The following is a 15,943-nucleotide window of genomic DNA, read 5'->3' on the forward strand; positions in this document are numbered from 1 at the left end:
GAATCGGGTCGAGCGACCAGAATTCTCAGAGTATACGCACGTTCTACCCCCGGATCAGGCGTCCTGAGAGCGCGACACCGTCCCGAGCGGATACTCCGCCTTGGTTTCGCGTTCCGCCGCGGCCGTCGCCGTGATGCGGGTGGCCATGCCCTCAAAGATGATGCCATGGAACGGCAGGATCGCCGCCCAATACAGCCGACCGCCGAGGCCGCGGGGAAAGAACACTGCGCGCTGCCGGTAGAGCGAGCCGCCGGCATCCGTCGGGGTGACGCTCATTTCCAGCCAGGCCCGCCCGGGTACCCGCATCTCGGCGCGCAACCTCAGGAAGCTGCCGTGATCGATCTGCTCGACGCGCCAGAAGTCGAGTACTTCACCCGTGTGCAGGTGGTCGGGGTTGCGGCGGCCGCGGCGCAGTCCTACACCGCCCACCGCCTTGTCCATCAGGCCGCGCACCGCCCAGGCGAGCGGAAAGGAGTACCACCCGTTTTCGCCACCAATGCTCTCAATCACTCGCCACAGTGCCTCGGGCGCTGCGGGGGTCGTCTTTTCACGCAGGTCGGTGTAGAAGGCGTGGCCGGACCAGTCCGGGTCACTGGGCAGCGGGTTGCTCGACGCACCCTCGATCGACGAGTTACGCCAGCTGGTCTCGACGTCACCGTTACGCATGCGGCCAAGCGCCAGGCGCACCGCCCGTCGATAGCCGGTGAGCCCGCCCTCCGGCTTGGGGATGTACTCGTCGATGTCGCTCTCGTGCACGACGCAGTCGTATTGCAGCGAGGCGATGATGGGGATGGCGAGATTGCGCGGAATCGGCGTGACCAGGTTCACCCACTGCGACGCCAGCCACGGTGTCAGCACGGGCAGCGCGGCGATCGCCCGCTGTTTGAGGCCGGCCTCGAGGGCGTAACCGTTCATCATCTGGCCGTAGCGCAGCACATCGGGGCCGCCGATGTCGAACGTGCGGTTCACGTCGGGCGCCAGGTTGGCCGCGGCCTGCAGGTAGTACAGCACGTCGCGCACGGCGATCGGCTGGATCTTGTTGCGTACCCACTTGGGCGCTGGCATGTATGGCAGCACGTCGGTAAGGTGGCGGATCATCTCGAACGAGGTCGAGCCGGAACCGATGACGACGCCGGCCTGGAACGCGATGGTCGGTACCCCGCTGTCGAGCAGGATGCGACCAACCTCCCTGCGGGAGTGCAGGTGGGCCGAGAGCGTGTCGGTGTCGGGGTGCAGACCGCCGAGGTAGACGATGCGCTGAACGTTGGCTTCGGCCGCAGCGTGGGCGACGTTCTCGGCTGCCAGGTGCTCGGTTTCCTCGAAGTCACCGGCCGCGCCCATAGAGTGCACGAGGTAGTAGAGCACGTCGATGTCGGCGCAGGCGCGCCGCACCGAGGTCAGGTCGCCGAGGTCACCCTGCACGACCTCCACCTGATCGACCCAGGGCACATCGCGCAGTTTGGACGGCGTGCGCACGAGCACCCGCACCGTGAAGCCGGCCTCCAAGAGTTTGGGAACGAGGCGTCCGCCGATGTAGCCCGTAGCGCCCGTGACAAGTGCTCTGCGTAAGGTCATGGGGCGGAGTTTATCGCGTCCCGCTGGCCCGGCCCTGAGTGGATGCCCCGAACCGGGTCAGAGCGTGGCAGGTCAGAGAATAGCTTTGGTGTGCCACACCGTCTTCACTTCGGTGAAGGCAAGGATGCGATTCAATGCCGGTGCGGCAGCATCCGCGCCGGTCTCGGGCGGGAGCACCCGCTTGAGCGTGTCGGCGGCGCTGATCTGCAGCTCCACCCAGTCGAGGTCGCCGGCACCGACGAGGTCGAGGGCGTTGACGTCGGCATGGGTGGCCAGCCAGGGCGCGATCTCGGTCGGTGAACCGGTGACGATATTGACGACACCGCCGGGTACGTCGCTCGTGGCGAGCACCTCGGCCAGGCTGATCGCTGAGAGCGGAGCGATCTCGTTGGCGACGACGACGACGGTGTTGCCGGCGACGAGGGCTGGCGCGATCGCGCTGACCAGACCGAGCAGGGATTCGGTGCCCTGCGGCGCGATGATCGCGACGACACCCGTCGGTTCGGGTACGGAAAGGTTGAAGAACGGGCCGGAAACCGGGTTGGCGTTGCCGGCGACCTGCACGTATTTGTCGGCCCAGCCGGCGTACCAGACCCAGCGATCGATGGCCTCGTCGACCTGAGCGCTCGCGACGGCGGCGTTGACGCCCTCGCAGCTCATAATTTCGGCGATGAACTGCGCCCGGCGGCCCTCGAGCAGTTCGGCGATGCGGTACAGCACCTGGCCGCGGTTGTAGGCCGTGGCGCCGGCCCAGCCGCCGAGCGCGCTCCGGGCGGCGACGACCGCGTCACGGGCATCCTTGCGGCTGCCTTTGGCGGCGTTAGCGAGAAAGTCGCCCGTGTGCGAGAGCACCTCGTAGACGCGGCCCGATTCGCTGCGTGGAAACTTACCGCCGATGTAGAGCTTGTACGTTTTAGGAATGGCGAGGCGGTTCACTTGGCGGCCTTCTCTGCGGATGCGGACTTCTTGCCGGCGGATGCGGACTTCTTGGAAACGGACAGCGTCCGGTGGTCGGCGGCGGCGATCGACCGCGAGCCGGTGCGCACGGCCGGCTTCAGGTACGCGGCAAGGCCGTGGCGGCCTCCTTCGCGGCCATAGCCGCTCTCCTTATAGCCGCCGAAAGGACTCGACGGGTCGAACTGGTTAAAGGTGTTCGCCCAAATCACGCCGGCACGCAGCTTGTCGGCGACGGCGAGAATGCGGCTGCCCTTATCGCTCCAGATTCCGGCCGAGAGGCCGTAGGGGGTGTTGTTCGCCTTTGCGATGGCCTCAGCCGGGGTGCGGAAGGTGAGCACGGAAAGCACCGGGCCGAAGATCTCGTCACGGGCAATGCGGTGGCTGGTCGAGACGTTCGTGAAAATGGTCGGCGCGAACCAGAACCCGTTTTCGGGGATGACACAATCGGCGCTCCAACGTTCGGCGCCCTCCTGCTCTCCGAGGTCGGACAGCTCACGAATGCGAGCGAGCTGTTCGGCACTGTTGATGGCGCCGATGTCGGTGTTCTTATCGAGGGGATCGCCCAGCCGAAGCGTCTGCATCCGGCGCTTGAGCCGGTCGATGACGTCGTCGTGGATGCTTTCCTGCACCAGCAGGCGACTGCCGGCGCAGCAGACATGGCCCTGGTTGAAGAAGATGCCGCGCACGATTCCCTCGACGGCCTGGTCGATCGGGGCGTCATCGAAAACAATGTTGGCACCCTTGCCGCCGAGTTCGAGGCTGAGCTTTTTGTCGGTTCCGGCGACGGAACGGGCAATGGCCCGGCCGACCGCGGTCGAACCGGTGAACGCGACCTTGTTCACGCCCGGGTGGTTGACGAGGGTCGCTCCCGTGCTTCCGTCGCCGGTGATGATGTTCACGACGCCGGCCGGCAGGTCGGCCTGCTGCAGGATCTCGGCGAACAGCAGCGCGGTGAGCGAGGTGGTTTCGGCAGGCTTGAGCACGACGGTGTTGCCAGCGGCAAGCGCAGGGGCAATCTTCCAGGCCAGCATCATGAGCGGAAAATTCCACGGAATGACCTGGGCGGCGACGCCGAGGGAGGCTGGGTTCGGTCCAACTCCCGCGTGGTCAAGCTTGTCTGCCCAGCCGGCGTAGTAGAAGAACCAGGCCGCGACGAGGGGAATGTCGACGTCGCGGGTTTCCTTGATCGGCTTGCCGTTGTCGAGGGTTTCCGCGACGGCCAGTTCGCGGGCGCGTTCCTGCACCAGGCGGGCGATACGAAACAGGTACTTGCCGCGGTCGCTGCCGGAGAGCCGGGACCAGACCCCGTCGTAGGCGTGGCGGGCGGCGGCGACGGCGTCGTCGACATCCGCTTCATTGGCGGTGGCGATCACCGCGATCTGCTGCTCGGTGGCCGGGTTGATGGTCTGAAACGGGGTTCCGCGGCCGGCCGTGAAGTCGCCGTTGATGAACAGACCGTAATCGCTTTTGAGGCTCAGCAGGGCCTGCGACTCGGGGGCCGGGGCGTAGTCAAGAAATTTCATGGTCGTTCCCTAATCAATCGTCACGTAGTCGGGGCCGGAGTAGTGACCGGTCGTCATCTTCTGGCGCTGCAGCAGCACGTCGTTCAGCAGGCTGGAGGCGCCGAACCGGAACAGGTGCGGCGTCAGCCACTCCTCCCCCACCGTTTCGGCGACCGTCACAAGGTATTTGATGGCGTCTTTGGAGGTGCGGATGCCGCCGGCCGGCTTCACACCGATGCGCACGCCGGTGAGACGGTGCCAGTCCCGAACGACCTCGAGCATCGACAGCGTCACGGGCAGCGTCGCGGCCGGGGCGACCTTGCCGGTGGAGGTCTTGATGAAGTCTCCTCCGGCCAGGATGGCCAGCCAGCTGGCCCGGCGCACGTTGTCGTAGGTGTTCAGTTCGCCGGTCTCGAGAATCACCTTGAGGTGGGCCATCGACCCGTCGGCGCGGCGGCAGGCCTCTTTCACGGCGACGATCTCGTCGTAGACCTGGCCGAACCGGCCGGCCAGGAACGCTCCACGGTCGATGACCATGTCGATTTCGTCGGCGCCGGCCGCTACCGCGTCGCGCACATCGGCGAGTTTGACCGCGAGGGAAGCGCGGCCGCTCGGGAAGGCGGTCGCGACCGCTGCGACGCGTACCCCCTGAACACCGCTGCCCTCGGTTTCACCGGCCGCCGCGTGGGCTGAGCCGAGCGCCGTGACCGCAGCACCGACCATGTCGCCGTAGACGCAGACCGCTGCGACACGGGGTGTGCCAGGGTCGCCAGGGTCGGGCACAAGGGCCTTGGCCACGAGCGAGCGCACCTTGCCTGGCGTGTCGGCGCCCTCAAGTGTGGTGAGGTCGATTAGGCCGATGATGGTGTCGATCGCCCAGCGTTTGGAACTGGTCTTGATCGAACGGGTGCCGAGGTCGGCGGCGCGGGCTTCAAGGCCGACGGCGTCGATTCCGGGGATGCCCTGCAGGTACCGGCGCAGGTTGGTGTCCGTGGCCTCCCCGCCGATCAACGCGAGGGCACGCTGGTCAGGCTGGTAGGTGGCCAGAGGGCTTTGGGTCATGGGGTGTCCTTTTCCTGGAGCAGAGCGTTCGCGGTGTCTTCGTCGGTCACCAGCACGGTGCACAGCCCGTTGCGCACGACGGCGCGGGCGATGGCATGCTTTTTGTTTCCGGAGATGACTGCGATGGTGAGCGGGGCGCGGCGCAACTGGTCGATCTGAATACCGACCGTTCGTTCATTGAGTTCGGGGTCGACGATGCGGCCGTTTGCATCGATATAGCGGCCAACTACGTCGCCGACGGCGCCGCGCGCGACGAGGTCGTCGATCTGTTCCACGCTCAGGTAACCACTATCAACGAGGGCGGAATTCGCATCTGCCTGGCCGGCGCTGAAGAGGTAGGCCTGCGCGTTGCGGCCCAGGGCGAGTACCCCGGCGACGGTGCGGTCGGCTTCCATCGCCTGCTTGGTTTCGAGGCGTTCGAAGATGGCGGGGCTTGGCAGCAGGGTGGCCGAGCCATCGGCTTTGTGGGCGATGGTCACGGCAGTGGATGCCGCGGTGCCGGTGCGTTGGTTCAGGCTGACGCCACCGTTGATCTGAACCACATTCACCCCCGGCGCCCAGCCCTCCTTCAGGTGCAGAGACACGTCGTGCAGGGTACGACCCCAGCTGATGCCGAGGGTGCGCGGAATCGGGCGCAGGCTCGTGAGATAGTCCGCGGCGGCCTGAGCGGTGCGCGACTGCAGTTCGGCTTCGCTCGACACCCCCGCGGAGGAAACGACGATCGCATCGGTGAGGCCGGTCGATTCGCGGAGTCGCCGCTCGATCGGCAGGCGGCGCGCGCGCGGGTGCACGATCTCGATGCGGATGAACCCGTTTGCCTTCGCGCTTGCCAGCAACCGGCCGACCTTCCAGCGGGTCAGGCGCAAAATCACGCCGATCTCGTCCTGCGTCTGATTCTCTTCGTAATAGAGCTCGGCAGCGCGGATAGAGAGGAGTTCGTCGGTATCGCTCATGTAGGGGTCGCGGTCCAATCGTTTGACGCCAGCTTAGGGCGGTCCGCCGAGCGAATCAACACCTGTGGATATTATTGCTCATCTGAGCACATTTCGGCCCTGAAAACGGCCACGATCGCGCCCAGTACGATAAATACATGAGCAGCCCTGCAGCGCCCCGGTTCGTTCTCGCCGTCGATGTGGGGGGTACCAAGGTCGAATCCGCCCTCGTCGACGACCGCGGCGTGGTGCTCGCTTCCAGTCGGCACCGCGCTGCAACCGGGGCGCGCGCTTCGAGTGAAGAACTCGCCGTCGCGCTCACAACTGCGGTACGCCAAACCCGCTTGAGCCTGCCCACCGGTGCGGACCTGGTTGGAGTTGGTATCGGCTGTGCCGGGCCGATTCACCTGCAGCAGGGGGCGGTGTCACCGTTAAACCTTCCGGTCTGGCGCGAATATCCCCTCAAAGACCTCATCGTCGCCCTCGTTCCCGATCTGCCGGTGCGTTTGCGTATGGACGGGCTCTGCATCACACTTGCCGAACACTGGGTGGGAGCAGGAAAAGGCGTCGACAACCTGATGGGCATGATCGTTTCGACCGGCATCGGCGGCGGCCTGATTCTCGGTGGGGTCACCGTGTCGGGGCCAACCGGAAATGCCGGCCATATCGGCCACATCGAGGTCGGCGGCTTTGACGATCCGTGCGCCTGCGGCGGCGTCGGCTGCATCGAAGCAATCGCGTCAGGACCGAAAACTGTCGCCTGGGCACGGACGCGGGGATTCACTGGCGAGTCGGGAGAAGACCTCGCGGAGGCCTACTCAACCGCCGACCCGACTGCTATCGCTGCCGTAACGCGCAGCGGCCGCGCGCTCGGTCAGGCCATTGCCTCCGCAGCGACACTGCTCGATCTCGACGTGGTCACTATCGGTGGTGGCTTCGCCAATGTCACGCCCGACCTGCTCGATTTCGCACGGGAAACGATCGCCCGGCGGGTGCAGTTCGCCTATGCGACCCGGGTGCGAGTGCTACCGTCTGCTTTGTCAGGCGACGGCCCGCTGATCGGCGCCGCGGCACTGATCCACCGCGCCGAGCTTGTGCCCTGAACTCAATCAGTGGGACGGGTCAAATCGTCCTCCAGCATGTGCGGACGACCGATCACCGCGCCGGCGATGATGATGGCCAACGCGGTAGCCAGCAGAAAAGTAAGCGGCCAGGTCCACCCGCCGCTGAGTTCATGCAACAGACCGAAGACCAGCGGCCCGAGCGCTCCCAGGGTGTACCCGATGCTCTGCACGAAGCTGCTTAGGGCCACTGCACCGGCGTGAGTGCGGGTGCGCAGGTTGATGAGCACGAGCGCGAGGGGAAAGAACAGTGGCCCGAGGCCGGCGAGACTGACCCAGAGCCAGGTCAGGGTCTCCGGTGCCAACAGCAGCCCGAGGTCACCGGCGACAAACGCGAACACGCCGACGTAGACGAGCGGCCCGACATTGGTCATGCGCGCGGTGAGAGCCGGAATGATCAGTGCGCACGGGATGCCCATGCTGGCATACACCGCCAGCAGCGTTCCTGCCTGGGCGGGACTCACCCCGGCGGTGTCGACGAGCAGTTGCGGCAGCCAAGCGAACATGGCGTAGGCGTTGAGCGACGAGACCGCGAACACCCCCGCGAGGGCCCAGGCGATTGACGACTTCCAGAGGCGCCCGAGAATGGTGGCGTCGGCCTCGTCAACGATCGGGCCGGGCGTTCGTGCGCGGTGCCGCACCAGCATGGTGATCCAGGGCACCAGGGCGAGGAGGGCGAGGAGCATCCACATACCCAGCGAGATGCGCCAGCCGGCGGCATCCGCTACCGGAACCGCGATCAGTGGCGGTACCAGGGTACTCAGGGACACCACTGTTACGTAGAGGCTTGTCACGAGCCCGACACGGTCGGGGAAGTACTTCTTGACCAGAGGAGGCAGCAGTACATTGCCGATGCCGAGCCCGGCGAACGCGATGACGCTGCCGATGATGAGCATGGTGATCGAGCCGGACAGGCCGCGGGTGACGTGACCGAGCAGGATCGCGACGAGGGCGAGCACGAGGGGTGTTTCGAGGCCGTGGCGCCGGGTGATCATGGGGGTGAAGATGCCGAACAGGGCGAAGCACACCGGAGGAAGCATGCCGAGCACTCCGAGCGACACCGAACCGAGTGGGATGTCGACGTTGATTTCGGCCACGATCGGCGAGAGGGCGGCGACGGCGGTGCGCAGGTTCGCGGCGACCAGGATTATGCCCAGGAGGGCAAGGCCGCGTCCCGGCCACAGTCGGCGGGACACGGCGATATTCACTTACATAGTCTACGGGAGAGCCGCGGCGCGCTGCCGCTGCACGTCCGCGGCCAGATCCTTCAGGTCGTCCCAGCGTTCGGGAGCAACAAGGCCGGGCAGTATCAACGCCCACATTTCGCTCAAACGCTGGTCGATGTCGCTGCGCCCGGTCAGCACGTCCGAGACCACCTGCACCCCCGTGAAACCAGCAGTGAAAAACCGTGCCGCGGCCGGCACGTCGACCGTTGGCGCTACGTCTCCGTCGGCAATCCCCTGCCGCAAAAATTGCTCGCAGGTGACCATCCAGTCCCGGTAGGGCGCGGACACCGGCGTCGAGAAATTCACGGCCTCGATGGTCAGGCGCACACCGGCGCTGACGACCTGATCATCGCGTAGTTGGCGAGCCAGCTCATAGGACATGGAAACGAGGGCACGGAGGCCCGGCATGTTGTCGTCGAGCAGCTGACGACCGGCATTGACCGATTTCTCGTGCTGAGCTTCGATTATGGCGACCGCGAGGGCCTCCTTGGAGTCGAAGTGAAAGTACAGTGCTCCTTTGGTCACCCCCGCGGCAGCACTCACCTGCGCGAGTGACGTACTTCCGTACCCGCGCTGCTCAAAAGCTTCCGCGGCGCCGCGGATTATCGCCGCCCGCGTTTCTATTGCTCGTGCTTGTTGTGACATGGAGCCCCCAGGAAAATATTGGTCTGCCCAGCGTACCCGGGCAAACTGCCCCGGGAATGACCCCGAAGCCGTCAGCACGCTCACCCGGCGATTAGCGCGAGCTTTCGCGGCCCAGAATCACTCGAACCCGCGCAACGTCATCGCGGATCTGCTCGATCAGCGGATCGATGCCCGAGTAAGCGACCATGCCGCGAATACGTTCTACGAACGATACATCCACGACGTGGTCGTAGAGGTCTAGATCGACCTCGTCGAGCACGTACGCTTCGACCTGCTTCTGGGCCACGCCGTCGAAGGTGGGATTATTGCCCACCGAAATGGCTGCCGGGTAGCGTGATCCGGCATCGCTCAGCCAGCCGGCATAGACGCCGTCGGCGGGGATCAGTCCGTCGGAGTCGGCCGACAGGTTGGCGGTGGGAAATCCCAGCTCGCGGCCGCGCGCGGCACCGTGCACGACGATGCCGCGCACGGTTGGCAGGTGGCCGAGCAACCGGCCGGCCTCGGTCACCGCGCCGCTGCCGAGCAACTCGCGGATCCAGGTAGATGACACTCGGCGATGCCCGTCGGGCTTCACATCGTCAATCAGGCGCACCTCGTAGCCGAACTCGGTGCCGAGGTCACGGAGCAGGGCGACATCGCCAGCGCCCGACGCCCCAAAGCGAAAGTCACGACCGACCAGCACAAACCGGGCGTGCAGCGCCGTCACCAGAATGCGTTCGATGAATTCACGAGGCGGAAGGCTGGACAGAGCGTGGTTGAACTCGAGCAGCAACGTTGCATCGACCCCGGTCTCGGCGATCAGGTTGAGTTTCTGCTCTGCGCTGACCAACGTGCTCGGGCAGGTGGCTGGAGAGAGCAGGGCGAGCGGATTCCGGTCAAACGTGACAACGACGGTCGAGAGTTGTTCACGGTCGGCGATGGCCTTGAGCTCGGCGATCACCGCCCGGTGCCCGGCGTGCACACCGTCGAACTTGCCGATGCTCACGGCCGAGGCGGGCCAGGCGCTCGGTACCGAGTCGACACCGTACAGGGTTTTCATGCGCGCCCCTCGGGCAGCGCCCGGCCCGCGACCACCGACACCGGGTGGCGTCTGAGCCACCACATGCCCAGAAGTGGCAGCACGAGGGGAACGAAGCCGTAGCCCCGACCAAAGACCGACCAGACCGTTTTATGTTGGAACAATGCAGGGTCGACCAGGCTCAACGTTCCGACAACGAGCACGCCGAGCAGTTCGAAGCTGATCGTGATCCAGGCAATGCGATACCAGCGCGGACTGCGCTTGATCAGTGCAACCGTCGCAACGATGTAGACGACAGCGGCGAGGGCCGACAGTGAGTATGCGAGCGGGGCATCCACGAACTCGGAGGCAATCTGAACGAAGGAACGCCCGGTGGCCGCGAGGGCCAGCACCCCATAGACGGCAATGAGGAGTCGGCCAATGCCACTCACCCGGCGGGAGGGGGCGGACTCTGTGGTCTCGGATTTTGTCATTGCTCGGCATTCATCTGGTTCAGTAATTATTGCAGCATCCGCAGCGAACCCGGAACCGCGTCAGCTGCCCTGCACGTTCCAGATCTGGTTCATGCGGTAGACCATGATGGCGACCGAGAGGCTGCTCACCCCGAGGATGACCGTGCTCCAGCGGCTGCGTTCCACCAGCGCCCAGAATCCGGCCACGACGGGTAGCGCAATGGCGCTGACCAGGTAGGTGTAAAACTCGAGCAGGTTGCCGGTGGCATCATTGCCGGCCAGCGGCGCCGCGATTGCGGCCGCGAGCTGCACGATCAACAACAACTCCACCAGTGCGGTCGCGCCCATGGAGAGGTCGGTGGGCTTCCGCCCGGCGAGGCCCAGGATTACGCAGAGTAGTCCGCCGGGCACGGCGATGGCCAGTTGCAGCCAGGTGAACCATTCGATCATGGGGTGGGTGTCGATTCGCTGGCGTCGGCCGTGTCTGGTTTATCTGCCGTGTCTGGTTTATCTTGCGCGAAGTTCAGCAGCGACTTGGCCTGGTCACCGCGATATTCGACCAGTCCGACCAGTCGACCATCGGGAGCGATCGCGGCGACCGGTCCGGTGCGGGTGGGGTCGCGCTCGACGGTGATGCGTTTGCCGTGGCCGAGGTCAATGGCCTCTTCCCTCGACAGATCGAGGCGTGGAAGCAGGCGGGTGGCAGCATCCGCTGGCGAAATGAGCTGGGCGACAACGTCGATGTGCTCGAGGGTGGCGGCGTTTTCGATGCGGAACGGGCCGATGCGGGTGCGGCGAAGCGCCGTGAGGTGTCCGCCGACGCCGAGCGCTCTGCCCAGGTCGCGGGCCAGGGCGCGAATGTAGGTGCCGGAGGCGCACTCGACGCGCACCTCGAGGTCGAGAAAGCCGTCTCCGTGCGTGCTGGTGCGCAGTTCGAACTCGCTCACGGTCACCGGGCGGGACGGTAACTGTACGTCTTCGCCCGCGCGCACCCGGGCGTAGGCGCGTTTGCCGTCAACCTTGATGGCGCTGACCGCACTCGGCTGCTGGCTGATCTCACCGGTGAGGTCCGTGATGCCGGCCGCAACGGCCGCGGCACTGATGGCGGCGACCTGCTCGGCGGTCGCGCGGGTGAGTTCGTCGCCCTCCGCGTCATCCGTTGTGGTGGACTGGCCGAGGCGGATGGTCGCGAGGTATTCCTTGTCGAGGCCGACGACATAGGTGAGCAGCCGGGTCGAACTGTCGATGCCGAGGACGAGCAGTCCGGTGGCCATGGGGTCGAGAGTGCCGGCGTGGCCGACCTTACGGGTGCCGGCCAGACGCCGGGTTCGGGCGACAGCGTCATGGCTGGTCCAGCCCTGCGCCTTGTCAATGAGTAGAAGGCCGCTGGTCACCTGCTGAGGATATCAGCGTGTGACTGGGGGCATGGTGCGAATCGCACGGCCAGCCCCGGCCCGTAGTATGTGAGCCGTGAGAATCGCGGTGATCGGCGCTGGCGCCCTGGGCAGTACCTTCGCCTGCCTGCTCGCTTTGCAGGGGCACGATCTGGTGGTGACCATGCGCGGGGCCGCGCTGCCGGCGGTGCTGGCCGAAGGCATCCGTTTGACGGGTGGCTACGGTGATCGGTTTGCGCGGCCGCAGGCTGTGGAACGACTGGTCGAACCGTGCGACCTCGCGCTGATCTGCACCAAGGCACAGGATGCTGCGGCGGCGATTGCCGAGAATTCCGCTGTGCTCGACGGCACCCCGGTGATCGTCGTGCAGAACGGGCTCGACGGGGTCACCACGGCCGAGCGGCTGCTGCCGCAGTCAGAATGTTTCGGACTCATCACGATCATTGCCGCCCACTATGAAGGGCCGGGCCGGGTGCGCGTGACGACGGCGGCGCCCAGCTATCTCGGGCGAGGCGCCGGCCCGGTCGATGCGGCGACCCGGCGATGGCAGGCAGTTCTTGACGCTGCACTCCCCACCCTCACCCGTGACAACTTCGTCGGAGCCCAGTGGACCAAACTCGTCGTGAATATGCTCAACGCCCTGCCCGCCATCACCGGGCTCAGCGTGCAGGAGGTGATCGGGCGGGCGAACCTTCGCCGCTTGATGACCCGGAGCATGCGCGAAACCGTGCGGGTCGGCCTCGCTAACGGGGTTCGGTTTGGAACGCTGCAGGGCCTGTCGCACCGGCGGCTGCGTGCGTTTGCGGTCGCGCCACTCTGGGCCGGCCAAATGTTGCCGCTGTCGATGCGTGCACGGATGGGCAAGGTGCCCAACCAGGGGTCGACCCTGCAGAGCCTCGCGCGCGGCCAACGCACCGAGATTGATTTTCTCAACGGAGCGGTGGTGCGCGCCGCAGGCGAAGCTGGCATGGCCGCACCGGTGAACGCGCTGCTGACCGAACTCGTGCACGAGGTCGAGCAGAGCGGTCGGTTCCTGACCCCGGCCGAAGTTTGGGCCCGGTTCCGGTAAGCGCCGAGCGAGCGGTCAGCAGCGATCCGTCAACACGCGGCGCGGGGCCTCCTCGTCGGTCGTGTCGACCACGGCCGACACGATATCCCGCGGATGAACCTCGGCGAGGTACCGCAGGTCAGAATCGTTCAGCGCTGCGCCTTCCAGCAGCACGCTGTACAACCAGAGTCCGTGCAGTTCGGGCCGGTTGATGTAGTCGCCGTCGATGATCAGGATGGCGTCGGCGGGAGCGGTCTGCCAGGTCGGCTGAATCCAGGTATCCCGATCGGGATCGAACTCTTCGGTGACGAAGCCGGTGCTGCCGCCCATGCGAAAGGGCTCGACGAGTACCCGGCGAAGCGCCGAGTAGTCGTAGCCGACCCGGTAGCGATGGTCCGGTGTATCGGGAGCCATTCGCTGCTGTTCGGCACGGGAGTGCTGAAAATAGCGGAGGCTGGCCCGGAATACGTGCAGTTCATCTTCTCGGAACACCGCGGCAAGGTCGTCGCCGAAGGCGGCGCGCGCAGCGGCATCCGGTCCGTCGATGGCAATGATGGTGCGGCCACGGCCGTAGTTGTGCAGGATCTCGGCGGCGAGGGTGCGCAGAAATTCGGTGCGCGGTGTGGAAACCAGCTTCATGAATCGAGCCTAGGTTAGAACGAATGAACGTCACACCCTCTCCGCCCGTGAAAGCGGCCAGCGTCAGCGCCGCGCTCAACGCCTGGTTCGTGGCGAACGCGCGCGACCTGCCGTGGCGGCGCGACGGATTCGGGGCCTGGGGCATCCTGGTGAGCGAGTTCATGCTGCAGCAGACTCCGGTGAACCGAGTCATTCCCCGGCTCGAGGAGTGGCTGGCGCGCTGGCCCACGCCGGCTGCTCTGGCCGCTGTACCGCCGAGCGAGGCGGTGCGGGCCTGGTCCAGCCTCGGCTACCCGAGGCGCGCGCTCTGGTTGCACGCCGCAGCCGTGCAGATCACCGAGCTGCACGGCGGTGTCGTGCCCTCCGACCTGGACAAACTGCTGGCCTTAACCGGCATCGGGGATTACACCGCGCGGGCGGTGGCCGCGTTTGCGTATGGCCATCGGCATCCGGTCGTCGACACGAACACGCGCCGGGTAATCGCCCGTGCAATCGTTGGAGCCGGAGAGCCTTCGCCGCCCAGTCGAGGCCGCGACCTTGATGCCATGAGCCAGCTGCTGCCGCAGAGCGTGCAGGAAGCGGCGCTGTTCAACGCCGCGATCATGGAACTCGGCGCGGTGGTCTGCACCAGCCGCAGCCCGCACTGTGAGCTGTGCCCGATCCGGAACGAATGTGCCTGGCGTGCCGCTGACTACCCCGAGTACACCGGCACCCGCAAAACGGTGCAGAAGAAATTCGAGGGAAGTGACCGGCAGGTGCGCGGCCTCATCATGGCCGAATTGCGGTCAACCCACCGTGCAGTAACGGATGCCGAAATCGGCACGCTCTGGCCGGATCCGGCCCAGTTACAGCGCGCGCTGGCCAGTCTCAGGGCCGACGGTCTGGCGATACTCGTGCAGGACGGCTACACCCTGCCGGAGTAGCCGCCCCGTCTTCCCCGCGTACGATTGACCGGTGACCGAAACCACTTCTTTTGCTGCCGATGCCCAGTATTCAGCGCTCCTTCGCGACACCCTCGAGAACGGCGCTCGAAAGGCCGACCGCACCGGAACCGGCACCCGCAGCGTGTTCGGCCGTCAGCTTCGCTTCGACCTGGCCGCCGGATTTCCGCTCGTGACCACCAAACGAGTGCACTTCGCGTCGATCGCCTACGAACTGCTCTGGTTTCTGCGCGGCGACTCCAACGTGACCTGGCTGCAGGAAAAGGGCGTGCGCATCTGGAACGAGTGGGCCGACGAGAACGGCGAACTCGGTCCGGTCTACGGCGTGCAGTGGCGCTCCTGGCCCACCCCCGGCGGCGAGACCATCGACCAGATCAGCCAGGTGCTCGACACCCTCCGCACCGACCCCGACTCGAGGCGCATGATCGTCTCGGCCTGGAACGTAGCAGACCTGCCCCATATGGCCCTCGCGCCCTGCCACGCCCTGTTCCAGTTCTACGTTGCCGACGGCAAGCTGTCCTGCCAGCTCTACCAGCGCAGCGCCGATCTCTTTCTCGGCGTGCCGTTTAACATCGCCAGCTACGCCCTGCTCACCCAGCTCGTCGCCGAACAGGCCGGCCTTGAGCTCGGCGAGTTCGTTTGGACCGGCGGCGACTGCCACATCTACGACAACCACGTCGAGCAGGTCACCGAGCAGCTCTCCCGCACCCCGTTCCCCTCCCCCACCCTGCGCGTCAAGCCGGGGCGCTCGAGCCTGTTCGACTACGAGTACGACGACCTCGTGCTCGAGAACTACCAGCACCACCCAGCTATCAAAGGCGCGGTCGCGGTATGAAACTTGGCTTGATCTGGGCCCAAACGGTGAACGGTGTGATCGGAGCCGACGGGCTCATGCCCTGGCACCTTCCGGAGGACCTCGCCCATTTTCGTTCCGTCACCGCGGGCGGGGCCGTCATCATGGGGCGTCGCACCTGGGATTCGCTGCCGGCGCGTTTTCGACCCTTGCCTGGCCGGCAGAACATCGTAATCACCCGGCAGCAAGGCTGGGCCGCGGAGGGGGCATCCGCTGCCCACAATTTCCATGATGCGCTCGCGCTGGCCGAGGGGCCGGTCTGGGTGATCGGCGGCGCCGAGATCTACCGGCTTGCGCTGCCCTACGCCGACGTGCTCGAGGTGACCGAGATCGACGCCTCGATCGACGGTGACACCCTCGCGCCGACCCTCGACGCCACCTGGACCCAGGTCAGCACAGATCCGCCAAACGGATGGTTCACCTCCAGCACCGCGCTCCCCTACCGTTTCACCCGCTACGAGCGGTCCCCCACGGCCGCCCCCTAAGACTGCGACCGGGCCCAGGCCCGGAAACCGGGCCCACGCTCTATCATGGGCCCACTTTCCGGGCCCGGGCCCGGTCGGTATATCTGGCGGTTG

Annotated in this window: 17 protein-coding genes; 5 read left to right on the top strand and 12 right to left on the bottom strand. The window is 66.0% G+C overall.

Annotated features, from left to right (window positions below; genetic code table 11):
- Positions 1–54 precede the first annotated feature (54 nt).
- From E3T51_RS08815 to E3T51_RS08835, 5 genes are all read right to left on the bottom strand, one after another.
- Positions 55–1,575: an SDR family oxidoreductase gene (locus E3T51_RS08815; protein ID WP_134529523.1), complete on the bottom strand. Its 1,521-nt coding sequence runs from the start codon at positions 1,573–1,575 to the stop codon at positions 55–57.
- Positions 1,576–1,647: 72 nt separating this feature from the next.
- Positions 1,648–2,511 carry an aldehyde dehydrogenase family protein gene (locus tag E3T51_RS08820; protein ID WP_134529524.1) on the bottom strand — a complete coding sequence of 288 codons (864 nt, stop codon included), beginning with the start codon at positions 2,509–2,511 and terminating at the stop codon, positions 1,648–1,650.
- Complete coding sequence (locus tag E3T51_RS08825) at positions 2,508–4,055, bottom strand: aldehyde dehydrogenase family protein (RefSeq protein WP_134529525.1); 1,548 nt, start codon at positions 4,053–4,055, stop codon at positions 2,508–2,510. Before E3T51_RS08825 ends, E3T51_RS08820 begins: the two co-directional genes overlap by 4 nt.
- Before the next feature lie 9 nt (positions 4,056–4,064).
- Positions 4,065–5,096, bottom strand: a complete 1,032-nt coding sequence (gene deoC / locus E3T51_RS08830; RefSeq protein ID WP_134529526.1) for a deoxyribose-phosphate aldolase — start codon at positions 5,094–5,096, stop codon at positions 4,065–4,067.
- A complete protein-coding gene (locus E3T51_RS08835) occupies positions 5,093–6,049 on the bottom strand; it encodes a sugar-binding transcriptional regulator (protein WP_134529527.1) in 957 nt (318 codons plus the stop codon). The genes deoC and E3T51_RS08835 overlap by 4 nt, the downstream gene beginning before the upstream one ends.
- 137 nt (positions 6,050–6,186) lie before the next feature.
- Here E3T51_RS08835 and E3T51_RS08840 point away from each other — a divergent pair, with 137 nt between their 5' ends.
- Positions 6,187–7,131 carry an ROK family protein gene (locus E3T51_RS08840; protein WP_134529528.1) on the top strand — a complete coding sequence of 315 codons (945 nt, stop codon included), beginning with the start codon at positions 6,187–6,189 and terminating at the stop codon, positions 7,129–7,131.
- A gap of 2 nt (positions 7,132–7,133) precedes the next feature.
- Here E3T51_RS08840 and E3T51_RS08845 read toward each other — a convergent pair whose 3' ends face one another.
- The 6 genes from E3T51_RS08845 to truB all read right to left on the bottom strand — a co-directional run bounded on the left by E3T51_RS08845 (position 7,134) and on the right by truB (position 11,884).
- Positions 7,134–8,357: an MFS transporter gene (locus E3T51_RS08845; protein WP_241989239.1), complete on the bottom strand. Its 1,224-nt coding sequence runs from the start codon at positions 8,355–8,357 to the stop codon at positions 7,134–7,136.
- A gap of 9 nt (positions 8,358–8,366) precedes the next feature.
- Entirely contained in the window at positions 8,367–9,020 is a 654-nt protein-coding gene (locus tag E3T51_RS08850) for a ScbR family autoregulator-binding transcription factor (protein ID WP_104192277.1), read from the bottom strand.
- A 91-nt stretch (positions 9,021–9,111) separates the two neighbouring features.
- Positions 9,112–10,059, bottom strand: a complete 948-nt coding sequence (locus E3T51_RS08855; protein ID WP_134529529.1) for a bifunctional riboflavin kinase/FAD synthetase — start codon at positions 10,057–10,059, stop codon at positions 9,112–9,114.
- Positions 10,056–10,511, bottom strand: coding sequence for a hypothetical protein (locus E3T51_RS08860; protein WP_104192275.1), 456 nt, complete (start codon positions 10,509–10,511; stop codon positions 10,056–10,058). Before E3T51_RS08860 ends, E3T51_RS08855 begins: the two co-directional genes overlap by 4 nt.
- Positions 10,512–10,571: 60 nt before the next feature.
- Positions 10,572–10,940, bottom strand: coding sequence for a hypothetical protein (locus E3T51_RS08865; RefSeq protein ID WP_134529530.1), 369 nt, complete (start codon positions 10,938–10,940; stop codon positions 10,572–10,574).
- A complete protein-coding gene (gene truB / locus E3T51_RS08870) occupies positions 10,937–11,884 on the bottom strand; it encodes a tRNA pseudouridine(55) synthase TruB (protein WP_134529531.1) in 948 nt (315 codons plus the stop codon). The genes E3T51_RS08865 and truB overlap by 4 nt, the downstream gene beginning before the upstream one ends.
- Positions 11,885–11,960: 76 nt before the next feature.
- Here truB and E3T51_RS08875 point away from each other — a divergent pair, with 76 nt between their 5' ends.
- Positions 11,961–12,953: a ketopantoate reductase family protein gene (locus E3T51_RS08875; RefSeq protein WP_134529532.1), complete on the top strand. Its 993-nt coding sequence runs from the start codon at positions 11,961–11,963 to the stop codon at positions 12,951–12,953.
- Between the two features lie 15 nt (positions 12,954–12,968).
- On the opposite strand, the gene E3T51_RS08880 is transcribed toward E3T51_RS08875, so the two are convergent.
- Positions 12,969–13,571: a nucleoside/nucleotide kinase family protein gene (locus tag E3T51_RS08880; RefSeq protein WP_134529533.1), complete on the bottom strand. Its 603-nt coding sequence runs from the start codon at positions 13,569–13,571 to the stop codon at positions 12,969–12,971.
- 23 nt (positions 13,572–13,594) lie between these two features.
- Between E3T51_RS08880 and E3T51_RS08885 the strand changes: the two genes are divergently transcribed.
- Genes E3T51_RS08885 through E3T51_RS08895 form a run of 3 tightly spaced genes read left to right on the top strand, consistent with a single transcriptional unit; the run spans position 13,595 to position 15,850 of the window.
- Positions 13,595–14,494, top strand: coding sequence for an HhH-GPD family protein (locus tag E3T51_RS08885; RefSeq protein ID WP_134529534.1), 900 nt, complete (start codon positions 13,595–13,597; stop codon positions 14,492–14,494).
- 31 nt (positions 14,495–14,525) lie between these two features.
- Positions 14,526–15,347, top strand: a complete 822-nt coding sequence (locus tag E3T51_RS08890) for a thymidylate synthase (RefSeq protein WP_134529535.1) — start codon at positions 14,526–14,528, stop codon at positions 15,345–15,347.
- A complete protein-coding gene (locus E3T51_RS08895; RefSeq protein WP_134529536.1) occupies positions 15,344–15,850 on the top strand; it encodes a dihydrofolate reductase in 507 nt (168 codons plus the stop codon). The genes E3T51_RS08890 and E3T51_RS08895 overlap by 4 nt, the downstream gene beginning before the upstream one ends.
- The last annotated feature ends 93 nt before the right edge of the window (positions 15,851–15,943 follow it).

Source organism: Cryobacterium serini, assembly GCF_004404025.1.
GTDB classification, from domain to species: Bacteria; Actinomycetota; Actinomycetes; order Actinomycetales; family Microbacteriaceae; genus Cryobacterium; species Cryobacterium serini.